15 protein-coding genes are annotated in these 25,743 nt (G+C 40.8%); 11 read left to right on the top strand and 4 right to left on the bottom strand.

What is annotated here, in order from left to right; translation table 11 throughout:
• The first annotated feature begins 127 nt into the window (after nucleotides 1–127).
• The 8 genes from ACHFIY_RS09520 (at nucleotide 128) to ACHFIY_RS09485 (ending at nucleotide 13,620) form a co-directional block, all read left to right on the top strand.
• Nucleotides 128–1,150, top strand: coding sequence for a GntR family transcriptional regulator (locus ACHFIY_RS09520; RefSeq protein WP_410845851.1), 1,023 nt, complete (start codon nucleotides 128–130; stop codon nucleotides 1,148–1,150).
• 45 nt (nucleotides 1,151–1,195) lie between these two features.
• Complete coding sequence (locus ACHFIY_RS09515; RefSeq protein ID WP_410845850.1) at nucleotides 1,196–4,651, top strand: pectinesterase family protein; 3,456 nt, start codon at nucleotides 1,196–1,198, stop codon at nucleotides 4,649–4,651.
• A gap of 66 nt (nucleotides 4,652–4,717) precedes the next feature.
• A complete protein-coding gene (locus tag ACHFIY_RS09510; RefSeq protein WP_410845849.1) occupies nucleotides 4,718–5,509 on the top strand; it encodes a rhamnogalacturonan acetylesterase in 792 nt (263 codons plus the stop codon).
• A gap of 82 nt (nucleotides 5,510–5,591) precedes the next feature.
• Nucleotides 5,592–8,210, top strand: coding sequence for a T9SS type A sorting domain-containing protein (locus ACHFIY_RS09505; RefSeq protein ID WP_410845848.1), 2,619 nt, complete (start codon nucleotides 5,592–5,594; stop codon nucleotides 8,208–8,210).
• A 230-nt stretch (nucleotides 8,211–8,440) separates the two neighbouring features.
• Entirely contained in the window at nucleotides 8,441–10,072 is a 1,632-nt protein-coding gene (locus ACHFIY_RS09500; RefSeq protein WP_410845847.1) for a glycoside hydrolase family 28 protein, read from the top strand.
• 73 nt (nucleotides 10,073–10,145) lie between these two features.
• Nucleotides 10,146–11,153 carry a pectinesterase family protein gene (locus ACHFIY_RS09495; RefSeq protein WP_410845846.1) on the top strand — a complete coding sequence of 336 codons (1,008 nt, stop codon included), beginning with the start codon at nucleotides 10,146–10,148 and terminating at the stop codon, nucleotides 11,151–11,153.
• A 241-nt stretch (nucleotides 11,154–11,394) separates the two neighbouring features.
• Nucleotides 11,395–12,324 carry an alpha/beta hydrolase gene (locus ACHFIY_RS09490; RefSeq protein ID WP_410845845.1) on the top strand — a complete coding sequence of 310 codons (930 nt, stop codon included), beginning with the start codon at nucleotides 11,395–11,397 and terminating at the stop codon, nucleotides 12,322–12,324.
• A 216-nt stretch (nucleotides 12,325–12,540) separates the two neighbouring features.
• Nucleotides 12,541–13,620: an Ldh family oxidoreductase gene (locus tag ACHFIY_RS09485; RefSeq protein ID WP_410845844.1), complete on the top strand. Its 1,080-nt coding sequence runs from the start codon at nucleotides 12,541–12,543 to the stop codon at nucleotides 13,618–13,620.
• Between the two features lie 270 nt (nucleotides 13,621–13,890).
• On the opposite strand, the gene ACHFIY_RS09480 is transcribed toward ACHFIY_RS09485, so the two are convergent.
• The gene (locus ACHFIY_RS09480; protein WP_410845843.1) at nucleotides 13,891–15,681 is read right to left on the bottom strand and encodes an AMP-dependent synthetase/ligase; all 1,791 of its coding nucleotides are present in this window, start codon (nucleotides 15,679–15,681) and stop codon (nucleotides 13,891–13,893) included.
• Nucleotides 15,682–16,551: 870 nt separating this feature from the next.
• Between ACHFIY_RS09480 and ACHFIY_RS09475 the strand changes: the two genes are divergently transcribed.
• Complete coding sequence (locus ACHFIY_RS09475) at nucleotides 16,552–19,074, top strand: helix-turn-helix domain-containing protein (RefSeq protein ID WP_410845842.1); 2,523 nt, start codon at nucleotides 16,552–16,554, stop codon at nucleotides 19,072–19,074.
• A 94-nt stretch (nucleotides 19,075–19,168) separates the two neighbouring features.
• On the opposite strand, the gene ACHFIY_RS09470 is transcribed toward ACHFIY_RS09475, so the two are convergent.
• From ACHFIY_RS09470 to ACHFIY_RS09460, 3 genes are all read right to left on the bottom strand, one after another.
• Nucleotides 19,169–19,381: an addiction module protein gene (locus ACHFIY_RS09470; RefSeq protein ID WP_410845841.1), complete on the bottom strand. Its 213-nt coding sequence runs from the start codon at nucleotides 19,379–19,381 to the stop codon at nucleotides 19,169–19,171.
• A 148-nt stretch (nucleotides 19,382–19,529) separates the two neighbouring features.
• Nucleotides 19,530–20,756 carry a hypothetical protein gene (locus ACHFIY_RS09465; RefSeq protein WP_410845840.1) on the bottom strand — a complete coding sequence of 409 codons (1,227 nt, stop codon included), beginning with the start codon at nucleotides 20,754–20,756 and terminating at the stop codon, nucleotides 19,530–19,532.
• Between the two features lie 809 nt (nucleotides 20,757–21,565).
• Nucleotides 21,566–22,489 (bottom strand): LysR family transcriptional regulator, encoded by a 924-nt coding sequence (locus tag ACHFIY_RS09460; RefSeq protein WP_410845839.1) that lies wholly within the window; start codon nucleotides 22,487–22,489, stop codon nucleotides 21,566–21,568.
• A 164-nt stretch (nucleotides 22,490–22,653) separates the two neighbouring features.
• On the opposite strand from ACHFIY_RS09460, the gene ACHFIY_RS09455 reads away from it, so the two are divergent.
• On the top strand, nucleotides 22,654–24,297 hold the full coding sequence (locus ACHFIY_RS09455; protein WP_410845838.1) for an ATP-binding cassette domain-containing protein: 1,644 nt from the start codon (nucleotides 22,654–22,656) through the stop codon (nucleotides 24,295–24,297).
• Nucleotides 24,298–24,327: 30 nt separating this feature from the next.
• Entirely contained in the window at nucleotides 24,328–25,683 is a 1,356-nt protein-coding gene (locus ACHFIY_RS09450; RefSeq protein WP_410845837.1) for an HlyD family secretion protein, read from the top strand.
• Nucleotides 25,684–25,743: the final 60 nt, after the last annotated feature.

Here is a 25,743-nt window from a genome sequence, read left to right as displayed (position 1 = left end):
TCTTAACTATGTGGCTATGTGCCTATGTGGTGAGTAATAATAAATGGTATTAATCATATAAATTATGCTTCCTGTTGTGCTAAATAAGCGTTTGGACAAACCCGTTTTTTTAAATAAAAGGGTGACAATGGCTAGTGATATGGCTATTGACTTCCCTATTGATTTTAATGATAAAATGCCGCTTTACCTTCAAATATCAAAGGTAATCACGGAGCATATAGACAACAATATTTTAAAAAATGGAGCAACGCTGCCTTCTATAAATACCTTTAACGAGCAATACAATGTGGCAAGGGGCACGGTTGAAAAAGCATACAAGCAACTAAAGAAAACAGGTTATATAGATTCTGTGCCTGGCAAAGGATACTTTGTATCTGCCAACAAAGAAAGTAAGATTAAGGTCCTTTTTATTTTCAATAAAATTAGTTCACACAAAAGGATTATTTATGATAGTTTTCTTTTAGCCTTGGGAGACAATGCGGTTATAGACTTGCAGATATACCATTACAAAACGGCAGTACTTAAAAATATTATTGATGAAAATATTAGCAAGTATCATTACTATGTTGTGATGCCCTATTTTGAAAAAGGGTTTAGTGAAGATGATTGCCTGGCTATTTTTAATAACATACCAAATGAACAGTTGGTATTGCTAGATAATATATTGCCAGGCTACCCTACTTGCAAAGGGGTGTACCAAGATTTTTGCGGGGATATTTTCACAGCATTAAAGGATGTTTACTGCTTGATGACTAAATATACATCCATTACGCTGCTCTACCCCGATAACAGCAACCACCCTATTGAAATAGTGAATGGGGTAAAGCAATTTAGCAAAGAATACAAACTACCATTCAGTCTTGCCACCAAGGTAGGGGATATTAACATAATAAAAGGCTCGGTATATATCGTAATAGCTGACGAGGACTTGGTAGTATTAATTAAGAAAATTCGACAAACAGATTATCAACTAGGCGTGGATATAGGCATTGTTTCATTTAATGAAAGCGAACTGAAAAACTTGATGGATATAACAGTGGTAACGACCGATTTTAAAAAAATGGGGACTACTGCGGCCGAGTTGATTTTGACAAAAACAAATGCCTTGATAAAAAATCCATTCCAAATTATTAAACGGGGGTCGTTATAACACTTTAATGTACAACAATCAATTTTCACAAATCAAATAGTTCGTATGAAAAAAAAATACAACAAATCACTGTCACTTTTTATGGCATTTATGCTGTTCGTTTGCTTTGCTTCAAAAGCACAGTACAATGTTACCGTTGCAAAAGATGGTAGTGGGGATTTTACAACTTTACAAGCCGCCATTGATGCTGCACCATCTGGGCAAACAACACCCTATAAAATCTTTATTAAAAAAGGCAAGTACAGGGAAAAAGTAACTATCCCTTCAAATAAGCCCTTTCTTTATTTTATTGGTGAAAGCATTAATGAAACAATCATTTCTTGGAATGGAGTTGTGGGTCAATTTGCAACCATGACCATAAATGCACCAGATTGTGCACTTATGAATATGACCCTTGAAAATTCTTATGGCAGGCAAAATGATGGGCCACAAGCATTGGCACTCCAAGCAAATGCAGATAGGTTAATATTCAAAAACTGTAGGTTTATTAGTGGGCAAGATACAATTCTGGCTAATGGAGCGGGAAACAGGCAGTACTTCAGCAATTGCTATTTGGATGGGAATACCGATTTTGTTTTTGGTAATGCAATAGTTGTATTTGATTCATGTGTCGTATTTTGCAGGGATAGGCTTGATGGCTCAACAGGTGGCTATTTCACTGCTGCAAATACGCCTAATGGCCAGAAATATGGGTATGTATTCAGGAATTGCCTGCTCCCTGAAAATAATGGCACAACTGCTTATACACTTGGCAGGCCTTGGGGCAATGATGTGCAAAGCGTTCCGCCTAATCCTTCGCATACAAATGTTGTTTTCCTCAATTGCAGGATGGGTAAAAACATAGTGCCAGCACGTTGGTCAGTTTGGTCGGCAGCTACTGATACAACGGTTATTACTTATGCAGAATACAACACGATGTATTTTAATGGGACGCCTGTGGATTTAAGCCATAGGTTAAGCTGGACACAAGCACTCACCAGTACCCAGGCAGCCCCTTACTTTGTAAATACCAACCTTTTTGGTACATGGGATCCATGTACAGCACTTTCGTCTGCATGTGTACCAATGGATGCAAGGCTCTCGCTTAGCAATGTAAGGACTAACAGGAGTACGAGCAGTTCCACGTTTAGGTTCAATTTGTGCTGGCCTGTTAAGGGTGCTGCTATCCAATTGCTTAGGAGTACAGATAGCTTGAATTTTAGCACTACCGCAACTACAGTTGCTTCATTTACTACTATTACAGACACTACTGTTTCGTACCAATTTACAGATTCACTTCCTGCTTATGGCACAGCTTATTTCTATAGGGTGCAAGCAACAAAGACAGGGTTGGAGAAAGCTTTAAGCGATACGATGATTAAAGTAGATATATCAATTCCAATAAATGGCGATTACAGAAGCGCAGCCTCCGGGGGATGGTCAAACAATGCATCGGCAATTTCTACCCTCACAAGTGGGGCAGTATCAAATGTTACAGTAACATCAAGCCCCACAGGATATACTGGCGTGCCAACTGTAACTTTTGCCGCAGCCCCGGCTGGTGGTATTACTGCAACGGGAACGGCCATTGTAACTGGTGGCATAGTAACAGCCGTTACTATTACCAATGCAGGTGCTGGATATACAACTGCTCCGTCGGTTACCTTTTCTACGACGGGTGTGGGGGGGAATTCTATATGGGAGAAGTACACTAATGGTATATGGAGCGCTGTAGCTTTGGGTACAACAGCCAACACCAATGTTACTATTAAGTCTGGGCATACCGTTACGTTAAACGGATTAAGCAGTGCCACGAATGTAACAATAGAGAAAGGGGCTACTTTAAATTCAATAGGGCTGGCCGCTGGTAGTGGCGTTACAGGCGTGCAGACATTCAGGGTGGGTTCAGGTGTGGCACCTGTGAGTAGCGTACTTAAAAACGATGGTGTGTTTGGGTCTGCCAACGGTACAGGCGATGGGATTATATTGGAGATATGGACTTCTTGCAGCAATTTTACTATTACTGGATCTGGCACTACCGGTATCAGCAGGCTTAGGCCAGCTCCTAATAATACAAACAAATTGAATGTAGTGGTAGACCAAGATATTTCCTTAGGTTCAAACAATTCATGTTTTACAGGCTATTATAATACGGCAACAAACAATGCCAACGAGAATACTACTTTTACTATTAATGCTGGCAAAACAGTTAAACTAACCAACCCTTTAGGCACTATACATGGAAATGCAAGTTTAAATACCAATCCACAAGGCAATATTACCTATAATGTTAACGGTATATTGGATTTAAGTTCCCAGACAACTGTGCAGAATTTTGTACCGACCAGCAATGCTAAGTCAACAGCTTCTGTAACTACTTTAAATATTAACGGCAAGGTTATTCTGGGAAAAGGAGGCCTAAATACTATTTCCAATATAACAACGAATACTGGTACTGCAAAAATCAATGTAAATAATGGTGGTTTGTTGGATGCAACATTGGCAGTAAATACTTTTAAAACCACCACTGCCTCTTATGGATGCTTTATTACTTTGGTGGGTACGGGTGCTATAAAGCGTGCAGTTGCAGCAAATGCCACATTGTTTCCAATAGGCACATCTACAACAAGTTACACCCCCGTAACACTTACCAATAGTGGTACTGCCGATAATTTTACCGTAGGTATAAAAAGCACATTGGACAATCCAGTTGCCGATGCGTCAAAAATTGTATCGAAGCAATGGTCTATTACGCCAGATGGTACAGGTGCTAATTTATTGGCAACTTTTGGATGGGGTACTACCGACCAGGCTGCCAATTTCTCGCCAACGGCTTCCTTGTTTGTAGGCAGGTACGATGGTGGCAATTGGGTAGGTACTGCATCTACTACCGCTACGGGTACAGGTACTTTGGCAGACCCATATCTTACAAGCGATTCCAATTTTACTTCTTTTGGCAACTTTGTAGTGAGCAATGCAGGTGTGCTGCCTTTAAAACTACTTGCCTTCATGGCTGCCCAAAAAAGCAATTTGGTATCATTGGCTTGGGCTACCAGCAATGAAATAAACACCCATTCATTTGTAGTTGAAAGAAGTGCCGATAGCAAAAATTATACAGCATTGGCTACCATCAAAGCAAAAAATGTTGCGGGTACTAATAGCTATGGCTATGATGATGTTGCTCCATTGGCAGGTGTTGCTTACTATCGTTTGAAGTTGATAGACAATGATGGCAAATACAGCTACAGCAAGATAAACTTGATAAATGCAAAGCTGGCCAATGTTTTCAGCATTTACCCTAACCCAGTGGTAAATTCAATTACGGTAACCCGTGCATTTTCAGCCGAAAAAGCAAGTTTAAAAGTAATGTCTGCTGATGGTAAAATAGCAGCAGTATATACTATCAATAGCAATGAAACACAATCTGTAATAGATATTTCTAAATTGGCAAGTGGCCATTACAACATGGTATTGTATAGCAATAATGGGGCTGTATCAACACTAAAGTTTGTAAAAAAATAATGACGGGCAGATATTTTTTGTAGAGACGTTGCATGCAACGTCTCTACAAATTAAAATTCAAGAAAAATGAAATTAAGCAAATACATAAAAGGTTATAAGTTAGCAATAGTATTTATTGCCCTAACCTCTTTCACCATTATCAAATGGCAACAGAAACCAACCTTGTATATAATTGGGGATTCTACAGTTCAAAATAGTGATGGCAATGGTAGAAATGAACTTTGGGGATGGGGAAGTTTATTGTACCCATATATTGATACCAATAAAATAGCCATCCGAAACCATGCAAAAGCAGGCACCAGTACCAGGACTTTTATTTACGATGGCAGGTGGGACAAAATACTGGAAACCTTACAACCAGGAGACTATGTTATCATGCAGTTTGGACATAACGACCATGCAGGCGTAGATGATACCACTAAACAAAAAGGGACACTGCTAGGTACAGGAGATTCTACAAGGGAAATCATTAGTATCAAAACACACCAGAAGGAAATAGTGCATACCTATGGCTGGTACATGAAGAAATTTATTACTGAAGCCAAAGCAAAAGGGGCTACACCCATCGTTTGCTCATTAGTGCCAAGGTATAGGTGGGAGAAAAATGGTGAGGTAGTAAAAGAAGCAGAATATCCCGAATGGGCAGAAGCAATGGCCAAAGAAAATGGTGCTTACTACATTAACCTAAACCGTATAATAGCCAGCCACTGGAAAGAAATGGGGCAAGCCCAAGTAAAAACATTTTTCCCGGGAGATGGCACCCATACCAACCTTACAGGTGCACAGTTAAACGCAGCTTGCGTAATTGAAGGGTTGAAGAAGGTGAAGGATTGTAGCTTAAATAATTATGTGAGATAAAGTGGCTAGATAACTTCCCGAAAGTTTAAAACTTTCGGGAAGTTTAAATCAATAATAAAGCATTTATAAATAATCCCCCTCAATGCAATACACGAAGTTTTTTATTAAATGCCTCACCATTTTGTTGTTGCTTGCTATCGCAATAACACAAGGCAATGCCCAGCAAATCTCTTTCCCCGGTGCGGAAGGGGCAGGCAGGTTTGCAACGGGGGGGCGTGGCACAGTTGCAAACCCAACCACTGTATTTGAAGTAACGAATTTAACTGATAACAATGCCGTTGGCAGTTTGCGTTATGCGTGCAGCCAATCCATTGCTAAATATCCTTATCGCACCATAGTTTTCAGGGTGTCAGGCACTATCCACTTAAATTCCAAATTAGGCATACCCAAAAACACCACCATAGCAGGGCAAACTGCACCAGGCGATGGTATTTGCATGGCAGATTATCCCGTAGTGCTTAGTGGGAATAATATCATTGTTAGGTATATGCGGTTTAGGATGGGCGATAAAAACCAATTAAAAACATCACCAGCTGGTTGTGGCGTACCCGTGGCTCCCTTCGATTCCACCTCAACTTGCTTACCGCTAAATGGAAGTGGGGGAGATGATGCTTTTGGTGGTATTACTAGCAATGTGATTATAGACCATTGCACCGTAGGATGGGGGGATGACGAGACCTTGACTGTTTATAGGGGTGATAGCCTGACTTTGCAATGGAATTTTATAACCGAGGGCATGAACTATGCCTACCATTTTGAAACAGGCGATGCTGATTTTGAACACCATGGTTATGGAGGGATATGGGGCTCTTTGCATGGCACATTCCACCATAACTTATTTGCGCATTGCCAAAGCCGTAACCCACGCTTTGCAGGCAATAGTACGTATGCAATTGGGGATACAGAAAATGTAGATTTCAGGAATAATGTAATATACAATTGGGGTTTATACACCATTTATGGTGGTGAAGGTGGCCATTACAATGTGGTAAATAACTACTACCGCCACGGTCCTTCCACAGGCACAGGTACTAGGTTCAGGATTTTAAATGTAGACAGCAACGCTGCCAATGGCTATGCCCATTATTATGTAAGCGGCAACTTTATGGAAGGTTCCGCCCCTTACACCAACAATAATTGGTCTGGAACCTATATGATTACGGGTAAAGCTGCCGATACGGTAATAGCAAAAGCATACACACCTTATACCCCAACCAATATCCCTTCCTTTACAAATACGGCTGCTGATGCGTATGATACAGTATTGAAATATGCAGGGGTAACCATACCCAGAAGGGATACGCTTGACCAAAGGATAGTAAATGATGTACAGAACAGGATAGGGCGGTTGATTGATTGCCAAGGCGGCTACCAACATGCTACCCCTTACGCGCAAACGGTAAACGCATGGCCAACTTTAAATTCAGACCCTGCACCTGTAGACACAGACCATGATGGTATGCCCGACACATGGGAAACTGCCAATGGCCTCAACCCAAAAGATGCCTCAGATAGGGGCTTATTTGCTGCCAATGGATATACCAATTTAGAAAATTACATCAATGGCATCACTACATCTCCTACACCAATCCCTACAAATATTGCCACTGCTACCTGGCCTTTGCTAAAAGACCAAACAGCCACTGTAACAGGCGGCATCACTGCTGCCAATCAAACAACAGGTTCGTATGTTGCAGGTGTGCAGTATGGCAGTGTTTTCGGCCGTATTGGTGGATGGCAACGCTTGGCTACCACATCCTACCTGCCTGTTGGCTACAATGCTGATTCATACACTGAATATAAAGTTACCCCTGCTGCCGGAAAAATATTCAAAACCAAGTCTATTGGTTTTAGTGCATTGGGTGGCGGAGCTAATTCTGTAAGGCTGTCCGTGTATTATTCCTTAGATAGCTTTGCAACATCTTTTCCGGCAGGGAAATGTAGCTACAATGGCAATTCCTACGCAGCTACAACCACAATACCAGCCTCAATACTTAATTCCAACACGGCCTCTTTAGCAGGCGAGCAAATTGCAACCATCCCCACATCCATAACAGTGCAGCCTTCACAAACATTGTCTGTAAGAATATATGCCTGGAATACGGTTACAGGAAACAGAAGCTTGGCTCATCAGAATGTAACCATAAATGGCATTACCTCAGATGCGCCCCTGCCATTGACCTTAATAGATTTTTCTGCCACTGCAAAAGATGCAACTGCATTACTTCAATGGAAAACAACCAATGAAGTCAACATAAAAGATTTTGAAATAGAAAAAGGGTCTGACGGTGTAAATTTTGCAAGCATTAATAACGTTACTGCTAAAAATGGCATTGATAACCAATACGCATTCACTGATAAAAACCTAGGGGAAGGTGTTTCCTATTACCGCCTAAAAATGATAGATAAAGATGGTGCGTATTCTTATAGTGCCATTGTAAGGGTTGAAAATAACGTGGATAATAGCTTTTCATTTTATCCAAACCCAGTGATAGATGCCCTAATTATAAAATACCCCACTGCTACACAAAATGCAGTAGTAAATATACTGAATATACAAGGTAAACCTATGGCATCTTTTCCAATCACAGTAGGCAGTGTACAAGCAAGTTTCAATATTGGTAACTTATCCAAAGGGGTATATCTACTTGCGTTTTCTGATGATAAGCAAGTGCAAACAATAAAGTTTTTAAAGGAATAACGTGAGACAGTTTGTCATAAGTGAGGGTGGAGCGATAACGGAACGATGACGGAGCTACCTTGGAGCGACCTTGGAGCGATGATGGAGCGATACAGTAAAGACTGGCTCTAGATAACGCTGTCAAAACGGCATAAAACAATGCCGCAGTAAGAATTAAATCAGAAAAAAGCGAGTTCAATTAAGACTTGCTGCTTATTATTTATAGATAATAAAAACAACTACTTATGATAATGGTAAAAAGAATTTTATTAGGGCTCTCCCTGGTTACGCTATCAACAGCTAGCGTAAACGCACAATACTCATGGGATAAACTGCCCAAAGCAGTAGAGCCATATTTCAAAAAAGATACGTTTAACATCGTTTCTTATGGTGCCAAGGCCGATGGGATAACTTTAAACACAAAAAGTATCAACGATGCCATTGTTGCTTGTAACAAAAGTGGTGGCGGCGTAGTGCTGATACCAGCAGGTTATTGGCTTTCTGGGCCTGTGGTATTGAAAAGCAACGTGAACCTTCACCTGAATAGTGCATCCATTTTGCAATTTACAACCGATTTTAACCAATATCCTTTAATTGAAGGAAATTGGGAAGGAAAAAAACAAGCAAGGAATCAACCGCCTTTGTCCGCAGATAATGTAGTAAATGTTGCCATTACTGGCAAAGGCATTGTGGATGGCAATGGCGATGCCTGGCGCATGGTAAACAAAGACAAGCTTACAGAAAATGAATGGAAGAAACGCATAGAGTCGGGCGGGGTAGTAAGCAGTAACGGAAAAACTTGGTACCCAAATGAAAATATAAAAAAGGCCAGTGACGAAAAACTAACAGGCGAGATGGGGGCAGGTAAAACATTGAAGGATTTTGAAGCCATAAAAGATTTCTTACGCCCTAATTTGTTGGTATTTACTAGCTGCAAAAAGGTGTTATTGGAAGGTCTTACATTCCAAAATTCGCCAGCTTGGTGCTTGCATCCCTTGTTGTGCGTGGACCTTACCATCAGGAATGTTTATGCAAAAAACCCCGACTATGCCCAGAATGGCGATGGCCTTGATATCGAAAGTTGCAAGAACGTGCTGGTAGAAAGCAGTATATTTGATGTAGGGGACGATGGTATTTGCATCAAAAGCGGAAAAGACGAAGAAGGACGTAAAAGGGGTATCCCAACAGAAAATGTGGTAATCAGGAACAATACTGTTTATAAAGCCCACGGTGGGTTTGTAATAGGCAGCGAAATGAGTGGTGGAGCAAGGAATATTTTTGTGTACGACTGTTCTTTTATGGGAACAGATAAAGGTTTACGGTTTAAAACAGCAAGGGGCAGGGGCGGCATGGTAGAGAATATATATTGCAAGGATATTTTCATGAAAGACATCATACAAGAAGCTATCTATTTCGATATGTACTATTTCACAAAGCCCCCTAAGCCAGGCGAAGTGGTAGAAGCACCAGCCGTAACAGAATCTACGCCGCAATTCCAAAATTTTTACATAGACAATATCATTTGCAATGGTGCAGAGAAAGGGGTATTTATACGTGGGCTTCCGGAAATGAGCATCAAGAATATCAATCTGAACAACTTAGTGCTAAAAACAAAAAAAGGCATTGAGATTATAGAAGCACAAAACATAAACCTCAACAATATACAATCGGATGCTGATAAAGCAAACCCAGTCGTTTATATTGAGAATAGCAATAAGGTATCGTTTAATGGGTTGGTTTATAATAACAATTCAGAACAGCTTTTTAGTATCAATGGAAACAGGACAAAAGATATTAAAACAATAAAAACCAATATTGCCAATGCAAAGAAAAAAGCCGAGTTTAACAATGGTGCTTTGGAAAATTCCTTGGAAATACAATAATTCGGGTCGAGGGGTTGCCAACCTTCAAAAGGTTGGCAACCCTATTATACAATGAGCAAAAAATAGTACAAACATGCCTACAACACATTTTTGCCGATACATGCTAAAATACATGGTTGCCTTGCTGCCCTTTTTGTTTATTAGCAATATAGGAATGGCACAAAAAAAGGATAATACTACTAAGCAAATAACGGTCTCCCAAGATGGCAAAGGCAATTTCAAAACCATCCAAGAAGCGATAGATGCCCTAAGGGCCTATTCGCCGGAACATATTACCATTAATATCAAGAATGGTGTTTACCATGAAAAAATTATTATCCCAGCCACGGTTACCAATATTTCCATTGAAGGTGAAAGCAGGGAGGGGGTAATTATTACCAATGACGACTATTCCGGAAAATTTATGAATGCAGACACCGTGAACGAAAAAAAGAAATTCTCCACTTTCAACTCCTATACCATGCACATTAGTGGCAATGACATAACCATTGAACACTTAACCATTAAAAATGGAGCAGGTAGGGTAGGGCAAGGGGTAGCGTTGCATGTAGATGGCGACCGTTTTGTAATAAATGATTGTAATTTGACTGGAAACCAAGACACATTGCTTACAGCAAATGACAACAGTAGGCAGTACTACACGAATTGTTTTATCGAAGGCACGACCGATTTTATCTTTGGCAATGCCACAGTCGTATTTAAAAATTGCACCATTAAGTCCCTGACCAATTCTTATGTTACGGCAGCCTCTACAACACAACACCAAAAATTTGGGTATGTGTTTATGAATTGTAAACTGATAGCCAATGAGGAAGCACAGAAAGTATATTTGGGTAGGCCATGGAGGCCTTATGCAAGGGTTGTATTCATGAATTGTGAATTAGGCAAACATATCCGTCCAGAAGGCTGGCACAATTGGAACAAAATAGAAAATGAGGGTACCGCCTATTATGCCGAGTATAAAAATACGGGCGAAGGTGCTGCAACAGACAAACGTGTATCTTGGTGCAAACAATTAACGGAAGATGAGGCAAAGGAATACACCATCCAGAATATTTTTAATGATTGGAAACCTTTCTAATCCGGCTTTTACTATTTACCACATAGACACATAGGCACATAGATTTGTAAGGTAAAAAGTGCAAATAGTTATAAGTAGTCCAACATAGGTTTTAAATGAGATATACCTTACAAAAAAACAGCCATTATGAATAATCTATGTTGCTCTTTAGTCATAATAGGATATTATATTCTTTTTGGTTCTTACTATGTGGCTATGTGCCTATGTGGTGAGTAATAACCATCCGTTTAAACTACTCGTCATGAAGCATTTCTTTTCTGCCCATTTGATTAATTGCCTGCTTTTTACATCCTTATATGCACAAGAATACATACCCCTTTGGCCTAGTGGGAAAATGCCCAATACCAAGGGTTTAATAATACACGATAGCATTGTGAATGACCGTGCTATACAGGTAGCAAACCCCGGTATGTATGTATTCCTGCCATCAAAAGACGATAATTGTGGTGCAGCAGTGCTCATATTCCCTGGTGGCGGTTATCATCACTTAACCTATAATTTGGGCGGTTTCCAATTGGCCAAATGGTTCAATACCATGGGTATCAGTGCTTTTGTGGTCAATTATCGCCTGCCCACTTCGCCTGACTTGCAGCAAAGGGAACTTGGTCCCATTCAAGATGCCCAAAGGGCCATGCGTATTGTAAGGGCAAGTGCTGCTAAATGGGGCATAAATGTGAATAGGATTGGCGTGCAGGGTTCTTCTGCAGGTGGGCATTTGGCGGCAATGATGGGTAATATTACTAACGATGTATCGGCTATAAAAGACGAGTTGGACACGGTTTCTTTTCGCCCAAACTTTATGGTTCTTGTATCCCCGGTAATCAGCATGGGTGCCTATGCACACAAAGGAAGCAAGGACAATCTTTTAGGCAATAACCCTTCACAGCAAATAATCGATAAATATTCAATGGAGCTGCAAGTAACCCCCGCTACACCTCCTTGTTTCATTGCCGATGCGTTTAATGACAAAACAGTTCCACCCATTAATAGCCTGCTCTTGTATAAGGCATTGCTAGAGAAAAACATATCCACCAGTTTCCATGTTTTTCCACAAGGTGGCCATGCCATTGGGCTGAACAACAACCCCGGCTCAACAGATATTTGGAAAGCATTGTGCGAAGCTTGGTTGAAAGAGATGGATTTTATAAAGCCATTGCCGATTAAAAAATAGATTACTATGTAGGTGTAATTTTAAGCAATTAGCCACGAAGGCACAAAGACACAACGAAGCACAAAGTCTTGAAGCAAGAAGAAAAAGAAATAACCTTTTTCTTTTTAGTGCTTCTTCAAGCCTTCGTGCCTTTGTAGTAATAAAGGCGGTGGGTAGTAACCAGATTTTTTTGTACTTAAAACAACGGTTCATGCAAAAGCCTGTTAATTTTGCCTCATGCAAGAACGATTGTTTCCATACCACCAATTATATACATTTACCTACACTGTTTTTATAAAAATGGGCTGCAATGCTACCGATGCAGCAACAGCCACCAAAACGCTTTTGTCTGCCGATGCAAGGGGCATCGATAGCCATGGCGTGGCCAGGCTAAGCGGCTACCTGCGCCTTTGGGAAGCTAAGCGCATCAATACCACGCCAAACATTAAAATAGTACATGAAACGCCTTCCACGGCCGTTGTGGATGGCGATGCAGGGCTAGGCTTGGTGGTTGCCCCCTTTGCCATGGAAGTGGCTATAGACAAAGCCAAGCAAGTAGGCACGGGCTGGGTAAGCGTGAAAAACAGCAACCACTTTGGCATTGCAGGCTGCCATGCAATGATGGCGTTGGAACACGACATGATAGGCATTGCCATGACCAATGCAAGCGCATTGGTTGCCCCCACCTTCAGCATAGAAAAAATGCTGGGCACCAACCCTATTGCCGTGGCTATACCCGCTGGCAAGCAGCCTCCATTTGTAGCCGATTTTGCTACCACCACTGCCGCAAACGGCAAACTGGAAATATTGCAACGCAAAAATGCCGACACCCCCCTAGGCTGGGTGCAAGACAAAGACGGCAACCCAACCACAGACGCCAACGCACTAAAAAAGCAAGGTGCTTTGCTGCCCCTAGGCAGCGATAGGGAGCATGGCAGCCACAAAGGCTATGCCTTGGGCAGCATAGTAGATATATTTTCTGCTGTGCTAAGCGGGGCAAGCTATGGTCCTTGGGCACCACCGTTCCCTGCCTATATTGCCATGCCAGCTAACATGCCCGGCGAAGGGCTAGGGCATTTTTTTGGGGCTATGCGCATAGATGCTTTCCGCCCGGCAGAAGATTTTAAACAGCACATGGACAATTGGATTGGACGCTTCCGGCAGGCTAAACCCGCCCCAGGGCATGAAAAGGTTCTAATTCCAGGCGACCCTGAACGGGAAATAGAAGCCATCCGCATGAAAGAGGGGATACCTATCGCGCAATCGGTAGTAGATGACTTGATGGCTGTTGGGGAAATGATGGGAGTAGTGCTTTAGTCATAAGTCATAAGAGAGGGCTTCAATAAATAAATATCACTGAAGGTCATGACGTTCAGCAAAGGTTGAAGTTGCTTTTTACATTAGTATAATTTCCCCCTTTCCAAATGCGGCTTTTCCCATTTTAATTAGCCTACTTGAACTGTACAATAGTCTCCTTTTTTTGCCCCCTTTAGGTGGTTGGGGCATGTGGAAAGTTTAGCCTAGAAGATTGCTTGCTTTGTGCTCCATTACGAAAAAATTTTGTGTGCTTTGTGGTTAAGCCTCCACCTAAACCTTATATATCCCCTCAACCACATCCCTATATTTTTCCATCACCACTTTCCGTTTCAGGCTTAGCTTAGGGGTCATTTCCCCAGTTTCAACGCTCCATTCTTTGGGTAGCAATTCAAACTTTTTTACTTGCTCCACGTGGTTAAAAAAGTTGTTGTATTTTTCTATGATGCCTTGAAAATGTGCTATTACAAGTTTGTTTTTTATAATTTCTTCATTTGTGCCAATCGCAATTCCTTTGTCTTTCATCCATTCTTTTATTGTAGGGAAAGATGGCACAATTAAAGATGCCACAAACTTTTTTTCTGCACCTATTATCATTACTTGTTCTATAAAAGGGCTTTCTTTCATTTTGTTTTCCAATGGCTGTGGTGCTACATATTTGCCTCCGCTTGTTTTAAACAACTCCTTTTTACGGTCGGTTATTTTTAGCAGGTTGCCTTCCTCCCAAGTCCCTATGTCGCCCGTATATAGCCACCCGTCTTTAATGGTCTCAGCGGTTAGATCTGGCCTTTTGTAATAGCCTTGCATCACGCAAGGGCCTGCTACTAATATTTCGCCATCATCGGCCAGTTTTACTTGTATGCCATCTATAGGTGGGCCCACGGTGCCAAATTTTTGCCCGCCTTTTGTTTTGCGGTTCACGCATATTACTGGGCTGTTCTCAGTTGGGCCATACCCCTCATAAACAGGTATTTTCGCAGCGTTGAAAATGCCCAGCAACTTCGACTGGCAGGCTGCCCCTCCGGTTACTATAAAGCTAATGTTGCCGCCCAAAGCCGCCCGCCACTTATTGAAAATAAGTTTGTTGGCAATGGCTAACTGCATATTATACCAAAAGCCGCCATCAACCCTGTTGTCGTATTTGCCACCAAGGCTTACCGCCCAGAAAAACAAGTTTCGCTTTATGCCTTTCAACTCATTGCCTTTCAGCATTATTTTCTCAAATACTTTTTCCAGCAGGCGTGGCACGGTTGTAAAGCCATCTGGTTTCAGTTCTTTTAGGTTGTCGCCAATGGTTTCCAGGCTTTCAGCATAGTAAATACTAATTCCGCTATACAGGTATATATAAGTAACCATCCGCTCGAAAATATGGTTCAGTGGCAAAAAGCTGAGTACCTTCGATTGTGGGGCATCTTCAAAAGGAAAGCTTGCTTTGCTCAGCATCACGTTGGCGTAAATATTGGCATGGCTTAGCATTACTCCTTTGGGCGTGCCCGTGGTGCCGGAAGTATAGATAATGGTAGCTGTGTGCAATGTGGGTATGCTTTTTTTAATTTGCTCCACTTGCACAATACTGCCATCGGTAGCAAGTGCCAATATAGCTGACCAGTGTTTTGCCCCTTCTATTTCATTAAATGTAATAATGCCTTGAAGGGAGGGTATTTTTGGGCTTGCGGTTTTTATTTTCTGCAGCATGTCTGCATCGCTTACAAACATATATTTTACCTCGGCATCGTTTAATATAAACTCAATTTCCGTGGCACTTGTGGTAGGGTATATGGGTATAAGTATTGCCCCTATTTGCTGCACGGCTAGGTCTGTAATAATCCATTCCGGGCGGTTGTTGCTAATGATGCCAATTTTGTCTGCCCCTTCGGCCGTCATATTGTTGCCGCTTACGCCTAGCCCCAGCAGCCCTGCACTAAGGGTGTTTGCTATTTCTTGAACGGCTTGTGTGCTATATGTTTTCCATTGCCCCTTTTCCTTTGCGGCAAGCATGGCTTGCTTGGGGAAGTTGGCTAATTGATAATCCACGCAATCAAATAAGCGTTTGCTGTTTTCCATGGTACAATCGTTTGTGGTAAATAATGGGCTGCACTGGCAAATGCAGTATCAAATTTACAACTACTAATGCAAGGAAGGGATATTTTGGTGCAATATTTTTTTATATTGCAGCTTCAACTTATTTCATTTATTAGTATTTTAATAATTTCAGGATAAAAAATAAAATTAATTCAATTGCTTTAAGATGGCATCAATTTTCAACCCATCTAATTATTACCGCTTGATAAAATTCATTCGTGAAAATTCGGTATTAGTGGCGGATGCATAAATTTTTTTTGCTTTGTGGCGATATTCCCCAATCTTTAAAAACCTTATCTTTGTGCTAGAAATGCACTTGCTAAAAACTCAAGTTAAATGTATTTTACAAGCTATCAACTAGCACTTGCATCAAAGTTCTTTTTTTATTAATATTAAGATAGTTTTAGCCTAAAAAATTAACCTTGCTTTTAGAGTAATAAAGTATGCATAAAGTACTCAAAAAATACGCATAAATTAAGCAAAAAGTAAGCAAAAAATATGCACTAAATAAGCACAAAATAAGCATAAAATTTTTCCGTTATTGTTGATAATCAATTACTTAAATGCGATGGGGCGATTTTTCAAAAAATCGCAAATAGGGAAAAAGACCCAAAATTGGCAAAACTGAAACTATTTTAATAAAAACCTAAGAGAAAGTAATAGTGTATAAATTGTATAAGTGTCCTCGTTTTGCATCCCATCTTCTTGCCTGTGGGGTGTTTGTTCCGGCTTTTGGGATAAGTGGCGGGCAGGGAGGTACTACGGTGTTTTCACTAAAAAGCAAAAAACTTTCATGCACCCTTAGTGCAATACATTCCTCAAAATTCCAATAATTCTTTATTTTTACTTCCTATGGCAACCGAACACAATACCCTATTCCAGTTGGCGGCAGACTATGTGCAGTTTACCAACGAAAACATCTTCCTCACGGGCAAGGCGGGCACCGGCAAAACCACTTTCCTTCGCTATATCCGTGAGCATAGCGGCAAACAATGTGCTATCGTGGCACCTACGGGCGTTGCCGCAATCAATGCCGGGGGCACTACCATACACTCTTTTTTCCAATTGCCTTTTAGCCCTTTTATCCCCGGCCCAGTGCGGGGGGCTTTTGACCTGCGGGACGTGCAGCAACAGAACGACAAAATGATGGACAAGCACCATTTGCTAGGCCGCATTAAACTGAACCGGGACAAGCGGGAAATAATCAGGCAAGTAGAATTGTTGATTATAGACGAGATAAGCATGGTGCGTTGCGACACGCTGGATGCCATAGACACCGTGATGCGCCATTTCCGCAGCCGCTACCACGAGCCATTTGGGGGCGCACAAGTTCTGCTGATTGGCGACATGCACCAGTTGCCTCCCGTGATACCCAACGACGAATGGGAAATGCTGAGCCAGTTTTACAGTAGCCCTTATTTTTTTAGCAGCAAAGTGGCCGAATTGCAGCCACCTATCTACATAGAATTAGAAAAAATTTACCGCCAAAGCGACCCTCAATTTATCAGCGTGCTGAACAAAGTGCGCAACCACCAGATGGACGAGGAAGCAATGGATATTTTGAAAAGCCGCTACAACCCCTCCTTTTCCACCCGTGAAAACGAGGGCTATATTACCCTTACCACACACAACAATAAGGCACAAACCATCAACCAAACGGGGCTGGAAAACCTAGTGGCAAAGCCAGTGGCTTACAAAGCAAGCATAGAAGGCGAGTTTAACGACAAAGCCTACCCCGCCGAGGACAACCTGCAACTGAAAGTGGGCGCACAGGTAATGTTCATTAAAAATGACAAGGAAAAAGTAAGGCGATATTTTAATGGGAAGATTGGGGTAATTACCAAGATGGACAATGATGCCATTTATGTGCAATGCAAGGACGATGCAGAACCCATAGCCGTGGTAAAGGAAAAATGGGAAAACATCCGCTATACCCTGAACCAAACCACGCAGCAGATAGAGGAGGAAACTATTGGTTCGTTTACCCAATACCCCTTGAGGCTGGCATGGGCCATAACCATACACAAAAGCCAAGGGCTTACTTTTGAAAAAGCCATTATAGATGCGGGAAGTGCCTTTGCACCCGGGCAGGTGTATGTCGCACTAAGCCGTTGCACATCTCTAGAGGGGCTGGTGCTCCAAAGCCATATTACCAATAACAGCCTGTTTACAGATGAACGGATACTGGAATTTGACCGCAGCAAAACCAACGCCAATGCCCTGCAAAGCAACCTGCTATTTAGCAAGCAGATGTTCCAAGAAAAAACAATGGTACAGTTGTTCGGCATGGAGAAAGCCACCGACCCCATGGACAGTTTGTTGCAATTGCTGAATGAACACAAAGGTTCTTTTAACAGCGAAACCCTGCCTTGGCTAAACGACCAGTTTGCCAAGATAAAAAACCTGCAAAGGGTAGGCGTAACCTTTCAGGCACAATTGGCGCAAATGTTCCAAGAAAATAATACGACTACCATAAACGAACGGGTAATAAAAGCAGCCGTCTATTTTACAACCCATTTGAATGAGTTGTTGCAAGCCATAACAGAATCGCCAGCGGTTACAGACAGCCGCAATTATGCAAAGGAATACTACGACAACCTAAAAGCATTGTATGCATTATTATATACTAAAAACCAGTTGATTGCCACGGCTTTCAACGGGTTCAATATCAATAGTTATCAGGAGCAAAAAGCTGCCCTGCAAGTACCAACCTTAAATGTGAATGCCTACGCTGGTTCCACGGTTTATAAGCGGGCGAACAGCCCGCACCCTGTTTTGCACAAGCAATTGCGGGAGCTGCGGGATAAACTTTGTGCCACAGGGGGCAATCTGCCCATTTATATAGTGGCCAGTAGTGCTACTATTGACGAGATGGCACGTTACCTGCCCCACGCGCCCGAGGAACTGAAAAAGATAACAGGCTTTGGCGATGCCAAGGTTGAGAAATACGGGCAACAGTTCTTGGAGCTGATACAGGCTTATTGTGCAGAAAAAGGATTGTCGTCCTTGATACACGAGAAAACAAATGCCAAAAAAGAAGTAGAACCAAATAAAGAGGGCAAGGAAAGCACTGTTTCCATAACGCTAAGGATGTTTAAAGAAGGTATAGACCCGGCAGCCATTGCACAGCAGCGCAACCTTGCCATGGGCACGGTAGAAGGTCATTTAGCGCAAATGGTAAAAACAAACGAGGTAGATATTTTTAAACTGATGGAAGCAGAAAAGGTAAATGCTATTGTAAAAGCCATAGACACCCTAAATACCGACAATGCAAGTGCTTTATTGGAACACTTGGGCAATGCTTATTCCTATTCCGAGCTGCGGTACGGGATTAATTATGCGAAGTATTTGAAGGAGAAGGGGGGAGAAAAGTAGAAGGGTACAAAAAAACTTCTACGGTTTATAGAAAGCAAAAAACAGGATAATAATTTATGTAAGCCTTGATTTTAGAAAACTAATTCAAAATTAATTAGCTAGTATATTTTTTCTTTAATTCTGCCCAAGTAACTGCACCTAGTAAATTGTTCTTGTCTTGTTCAAGACGTTGCCTTATCCATTCTTTTTGCTTTTCAGATATGGATTGGTTTAAGTCTTGATTACCAATGCTATCCCATAAATCGGTTATCAATGCAATTTTTTCTTCCAACGGAAGCAGCATCAATGATTCTTTCGTGTATCGCATATACTTATTGTGAAAATACGGATTATTTTGAAGATTTTCTTTGGTAAAATCTTCAAAAGACTTCTTGCAAAAATACGGCATTACTTTAAAAAATCTTCACAACTAAAGGTAGTTTTTTTGCCACTTGATTGCTAAAACCCAACAGTGGTCATTGGTGCAAAAGCATTACACTGTCTTCGGGGTCTTTAAACAAGATACTTTTTTCATTGATCAACGGCCTTATTTCTTTAAAAGGGATTGTGTCTAGCAGCTCGTTTTTAAGGTAAAATGTTTTTATTTGTTTATTTTCCTTGTGCCACCGGATAATCTTGCATTGGCAACTAGAGTTTTCCACTTCATTCATTACTTCTTCTATGCTGCCGCCTTTGCCTAGCTTTATAAAAACCTCTCTTATGCCAATCATCTTGTTTTTTTCGCCCACGTCAAAATTCCATGAAGTAGAAATGGCTGTTAAATATTGCTTGCTCGTGGTTAATGTAAGCATTGTATGCCGTGGCGACTCCATGCTGTCCAACGCATTTTTCACCCTTGAATAAAACGATACTAGGTTTTTGGCCTCAAACTGGGCATACCCCACATGATTGAAATTAGCCCCATAGCGGTTGAGTATAAAATAGCCGTCTTTAAATTTTATCTCTACAATATTTGGCACTACCAAATGGTATCGGTTGGCATTAGACAACCTTGCCTGTGGGGATCCTATATAGTTTAGCCATATCCCTTCTAGGCTGTCAATTTCAATTTTAGTAGGCTGGTACTGCAATATGTTCAAATCACGCTTTGTAGTTTGCCATTTTTGGTGGTTGCTATACAATTGCCAGCCCATTAAAACAATTGTTGCTAGAAGTATGAAGATAGCAAAAAGAAAGGGTTTGTTTTTTTGATGTTGTTCCTTTCTAGTTTCAATAATATTGGGGCTATTTTGCAATGCACCATCTGTATCTATCGTTGGGGTTGGGTATTTAGCTGCTTCCTCGTCAGGGCTTATTGTAAGGTTTGCATCAAGTGGGTTTAAGGCAAAGCCTTTTCGGCCAACAGTAAACAAATAGATATAGCAGGCATCTACCAAAAAAGGCCTCGGGTTAGATACAATGCCAGAAATAGCGTCTTTAATTTGCCCGCCTGTAATATCATATTTCCTGAATGGGTATTTTGAATCGGCTTGGTTTTTATCAGGGGCATAATGGTCGTGGCCAAGTGTTGCTTCTGTATGGGGCAATTGGTTGCTAATCTCGCTAAGTACCTGTGCTAGCCCTTCATAATTTTTTCTATTGGTGTTTTGTATTATCTCATGCCCAGTTTCAGCCTTGTATTTTTCTATTGCCTTTGTTAAAAGGTATATTATTTCTTCCCTACCTTTTTTTAATTTTATCATATAGCGGTAAATCTTGGATGAAACCAATTAAACGAAAATCACTTGGATGTTAAGTTTAAAGGTAATAGATTTTAGAATAAATATTTAGCCTATACGAGTAGTGTATTTTACCAAATATATGTAACGTGCTAAAATTGAATGGGGGTGCATTCCTAATCTTCGCTTTTTATTGTCCTGTTTTATTTATCAGCAACATATATAATTGATGGTAATAGCCCCACAAACCCTTCAACCTCACTCTAGCCCGACCTCACCCCAACCTTCCTCCAAAGGGAGACTCGGCAAGAACAAGAGAGAGGGAGAAGGAAAGAGGGAAATTGAAGAACTACGTAAAGATTTGAAATGGCTATTTTTTGTTTTTCAGTGGTTTATTTTTTTTGCTAATTTCCTTTTTTGCCTATAACTCATTGATATTCAGTTGATTATGTTTTTTAAGCTTCATTTTTTATGATAATTTAAGTGAATTTTGTGATAGTTTATTGATAGTAGAATGATAGTTTTACTATAGCAGAATGATAATTTATTGATAATAAACTGATAAGATTTTGATAGTGGGTTATCATTTTCCCCAGTCATCTACCAACTTGAGCAGGAGCTAATTCTAGTGTGGCTAATTCCTGTTTTAATGTAAAGTTGGCATGGATATATATATGGGCCAAAATAAAAATCCTATATGGGTGAAATATGCCCCCATGGGCATCCAAATTTTCCCCCATATAGGATGCTTGTTGATATGATTGGTTATATTTTTACTTTCTTTTTCTTAATGCCTTAATGGCAATATTTTATAAGTGGCGAGTAGTGAAACACTAATATTTTTCAAACCAATCGAACCGCTTGTGGACGATGTTCTCCTTTTCCGTGTTTAAATAATGCAAATAAGCAAGGGCAAGTGGCGAGTGGTTTTTCCCTTTCAGCCAAATTAAATTCCAAACCGATTTTATCGGAAACCCGCTTACTGGTATTATTTGCAATTCCCCATTTTGCAATTCGTTTTTTATGCCTATCAAGGGCATGATAGAGCAGCCCAAGCCTGCAATAACGGCTTGTTTTACCGCTTCGTTGGATGTAAGCTCCATTTTTTTCCTCACAGGCAAACTGTTTTGAAGGATGAATTTCTCCATCGTTTGCCTGGTACCAGAACCCTGTTCACGGTAAATTAAGGGTAGCGTTTCAAAAATGCTTTTGTCATGCAGTTTGTTTTCAAATTGCTGTTTTGTATTGCTTATCACATACAGTTTGTTTTGCATCAACTCCATTTTTTCTATCTGCAAGTTTTCAGGTAATACAGATACAAGGGAAAAGTCCACTTCGTTTTTTTCCAAGCTCTCCAGCACTTTCAGTTTGTTGGTCACATCCATCATCAATTCTATCCCCTCGTGCTGGTTCAAAAAATCTGATAAAAAGTATGGCATCACATATTTGCCTGTAGATACCACCGATATTTTTAAGCGGCCTGCCAACTGGCCTTTGTGTGCCAAGGTCTTGTAATTAATAGCATGTACATGACTCAAAATATTCTCGGCAGCCACGGCTATCTCTCTCCCAAAATCGGTGATGAAAATTTTCCTGCCAATCATTTCAGTAAGTGGTATTTCAAATTGGTCTTGAAAATTTTTCAGTTGGATAGACACTGCTGGCTGCGTAAGGTGCAATTCTTCTGCGGCCTTGGTAACGCTTTGCGTTTGCGTGATTTTTAAAAAAATCCGTAATTGGTTAAAAGTATAGTTCATAAATAATTTTTATGATTTTCTTTACAAAGATGAATGGTATTATATAAATGACATTATTCATTTTTGCAATAATTAAAAATAGCTTAAATAATAATTAAAATCGGCTTTAAAATTGTTATTGGAAAAAATAAGCACCTATTTCACATCAAACATGTTTTTTAAATATGGCTTCAAGCAACCATGTATCCATCAGTAGTTCCCTAAAAAAGTTTTACCAAATTATCAGGCTCGACAAGAAAGACATTTCATCCATTTATGCTTTTGCAATCATGGCTGGCGTGGTGCAGTTGTCGCTTCCTTTAGGCATACAAACCATACTCAGTTTTGTAATGGCGGGTTCTATTTCCACTTCCATCATTGTGCTGATAATGCTAGTGGTTTTTGGAACGTTTTTAAATGGCTTGCTGCAAGTAAGGCAGCTAGAGATTATTGAAAAACTTAAGCAAAAAATATTCCTTCGGTATGGCTTGGAGTTTAGCGACAGGTTGCCTAAACTAAATACTGAAAAACTAGATAATTACTACCTGCCCGAGTTGGTGAACCGCTTTTTCGATACCATTTCGCTGCAAAAAGGGCTAGACAAGTTGCTGCTAGACTTGCCAGCCGCCATCATACAAATTTTATTGGGCTTGCTCTTACTCGCGTTTTACCATCCTGTTTTCATTGGGTTTGGCATCATGTTGTTGTTTATATTAATACTTATTTTATACTTTACTTCGCCACAGGGCTTGCAATTGGCACTACAATCTAGCGATTATAAATACCAAGTGGCGGCATGGCTGCAAGAGACAGCCAGGGTAGTAAATTCATTCAAGTATTCGAAAAGCGAATTGCATATTGCCAAAACCGATGGCCTTATCAGCAACCACCTAGAGGCGCGCACCAGCTATTTTAAAATATTGCTGATACAATTTTGGAGCTTGATTAGTTTCAAAATCATCATCACGGCAGCCATGCTTATTGTAGGCTCTATACTGCTGGTAGACCAGCAAATAAATGTAGGCCAATTTATTGCAGCAGATATTGTGATTATCACCATAATAGGCTCTGTTGAAAAATTAATTGTAAGCCTAGACAAAGTTTATGATGCAATGGTATCTATAGAAAAATTGGCCAAAATAACCGAGGCAGAAAAAGAAACGGGCGGCAGCCTTGTGTTGGAAGATATTAAAGAGGGTATAACCATACAATTTAAAAATGCCAGCTTTAGCTACCCGCATTCAGATACTATACTGCACAATTTTAATTGCATTATCGAAGCTGGGCAGCTTGTGCATATAACAGGTGCATCTGGTGCAGGCAAATCAACCATATTGAGGCTGCTGACGGGCACTTACAAAAATTACGAAGGGGCTATTTTAATCAATGGGCAGTCAATTGAGAATTACAATTTGCAAAGCCTTCGGGAGAGGACGGGGGTATTATTGAACAACCAAGACATTTTTCATGGCACTTTATTGGAAAACATCACCATGGGCAATGAGGATATTAGTTTGAATGAAGTAACTGAAATGGTCGAAAAATTTGATTTAACCGAATTTGTGCAAACGAGCAAGCAGGGTTTGTATATGCCAATTGACCCAGTAGGCAAACGCTTATCTAAGCAAACAAGGCAAAAAATATTATTGATCCGCGCCTTGCTAGGCAACCACCGCCTGTTGCTGCTGGAAGAACCCTTGGAATACCTAGACGAAGCTACAGGTACAGTATTGATGGATTGCTTGAAAAAACTTAAAAGCACTACTGTACTCATTGCATCCGGCAATACTTTTTTTTCTAAGCAGTGTGGTGCTACTATAAAACTTTAAATACAATTTCAGCCTTTTACAAAATAAAAAATGAAAAATTTTATAATAGCAGATATAGAACACCAGGCAGAACAAAGTGCCTTGGGTTCTTTTAAGAAAGTGTACAAAATTGAAAAACAAAACCAAATAAAAAAATGGCTTTGGGGCATCTTGATAATCCTTGTGCTGGTAATGTTTTTGCCTTGGACACAGAATATCCGTGCAAAAGGGGCTATTACCACCATTAGGCAAGAACAAAGGCCGCAGGAAATAAACACCATTATTGCAGGCAGGGTATTGAAATGGTACATAAAAGAAGGTGACTTTGTAAAAGAAGGTGACACCATTTTGCAGTTGGGCGAAGTAAAAGTAGATTATTTCGATCCACAGCTTCTAAGAAGGACACAACAGCAGATAGATGCCAAACAGCAAAGCATAGAAGGCTACAAAAGCAAGGCGGGCACAGCCCAAACACAAACGGCAGCACTACTCCAAATGCAGGTATTAAAAATGCAATCGCTGGACAACAAGCTGCAACAGCAACAGCTAAAAGTAGCCAGCGACAGTGCCGACTTGATAGCAGTAACCAACGAGCTAAGTATTTACAAGCGGCAGATAGATGCGGCAAAAATAATGCTGGACAGTGGAGCCATCTCACTAGTAGAGTTTGAAAAGCGGCGCGCCAATTACCAGAATGGCAGTGCCAAAAAAACAAGCATCGAAAACAAATTGGCACAGAACAAGCAGGAACTGACCATTTTGAGGATTGAAAAAAATAGCACGGTGCAGGAATACACCGATAAAATATCCAAGGCCGAGGGCGATAAATTCTCCTCTATTTCTGCCGCAGCTTCTACAGAGGCGGATGTTTCAAAACTCCAAAACACATACGCCAGCTACGATGCAAGGAACAAGCTATACTATATAAGGGCACCGCAAAGCGGGCAGGTGATAAAAGCCAAAGTAGCGGGCCTAGGCGAAATGGTAAAAGAGGGCGAGATGATAGTGGAAATAGTGCCACAGGAAATAGAGTATGCAGTGGAAATGTTTGTGGAACCCATGGACCTGCCACTAATCAATATTGGGCAAAAAGTGCGTTTTGTGTTTGACGGCTTCCCTGCTATCGTGTTTAGCGGGTGGCCCAAAAACAGCTTTGGCACGTTTGGCGGCAAGGTATCGGCTGTGGAAACGTCGGTAAGCAGCAACGGCAAGTTCAGGGTGCTGGTAGCAGAAGACCCGGAAGAAAAAAAGTGGCCTACCCAATTGAAAATGGGAGGTGGTGCCACCGGTATATCCTTACTGAAGAATGTGTCTGTTTACTACGAACTATGGCGCAATATCAATGGCTTCCCGCCAGATTATTACAAGCCATCTAAAAGTGGAGGGGACAAGAAAAAGGACTATTAGTTTTTTGCCACGAAGGCACAAAAACACGAAGTAGCACCAAGAAAAAGAAGGATAAATGGT

It is taken from the genome of Parasediminibacterium schistidii (genome assembly GCF_046546515.1).
Taxonomy (GTDB): domain Bacteria; phylum Bacteroidota; class Bacteroidia; order Chitinophagales; family Chitinophagaceae; genus Parasediminibacterium.
This window is presented reverse-complemented; position numbering and strand designations above follow the sequence as displayed.

Excerpts from the sequence above, each read along its gene's own strand:
- ACHFIY_RS09520 (WP_410845851.1), top strand. The coding sequence starts at position 128 with ATGGCTAGTGATATGGCTATTGACTTCCCTATTGATTTTAATGATAAA.
- ACHFIY_RS09515 (WP_410845850.1), top strand. The coding sequence starts at position 1,196 with ATGAAAAAAAAATACAACAAATCACTGTCACTTTTTATGGCATTTATG.
- ACHFIY_RS09510 (WP_410845849.1), top strand. The coding sequence starts at position 4,718 with ATGAAATTAAGCAAATACATAAAAGGTTATAAGTTAGCAATAGTATTT.
- ACHFIY_RS09505 (WP_410845848.1), top strand. The coding sequence starts at position 5,592 with ATGCAATACACGAAGTTTTTTATTAAATGCCTCACCATTTTGTTGTTG.
- ACHFIY_RS09500 (WP_410845847.1), top strand. The coding sequence starts at position 8,441 with ATGGTAAAAAGAATTTTATTAGGGCTCTCCCTGGTTACGCTATCAACA.
- ACHFIY_RS09495 (WP_410845846.1), top strand. The coding sequence starts at position 10,146 with ATGCCTACAACACATTTTTGCCGATACATGCTAAAATACATGGTTGCC.
- ACHFIY_RS09490 (WP_410845845.1), top strand. The coding sequence starts at position 11,395 with ATGAAGCATTTCTTTTCTGCCCATTTGATTAATTGCCTGCTTTTTACA.
- ACHFIY_RS09485 (WP_410845844.1), top strand. The coding sequence starts at position 12,541 with ATGCAAGAACGATTGTTTCCATACCACCAATTATATACATTTACCTAC.
- ACHFIY_RS09480 (WP_410845843.1), bottom strand. The coding sequence starts at position 15,681 with ATGGAAAACAGCAAACGCTTATTTGATTGCGTGGATTATCAATTAGCC.
- ACHFIY_RS09475 (WP_410845842.1), top strand. The coding sequence starts at position 16,552 with ATGGCAACCGAACACAATACCCTATTCCAGTTGGCGGCAGACTATGTG.
- ACHFIY_RS09470 (WP_410845841.1), bottom strand. The coding sequence starts at position 19,381 with ATGCGATACACGAAAGAATCATTGATGCTGCTTCCGTTGGAAGAAAAA.
- ACHFIY_RS09465 (WP_410845840.1), bottom strand. The coding sequence starts at position 20,756 with ATGATAAAATTAAAAAAAGGTAGGGAAGAAATAATATACCTTTTAACA.
- ACHFIY_RS09460 (WP_410845839.1), bottom strand. The coding sequence starts at position 22,489 with ATGAACTATACTTTTAACCAATTACGGATTTTTTTAAAAATCACGCAA.
- ACHFIY_RS09455 (WP_410845838.1), top strand. The coding sequence starts at position 22,654 with ATGGCTTCAAGCAACCATGTATCCATCAGTAGTTCCCTAAAAAAGTTT.
- ACHFIY_RS09450 (WP_410845837.1), top strand. The coding sequence starts at position 24,328 with ATGAAAAATTTTATAATAGCAGATATAGAACACCAGGCAGAACAAAGT.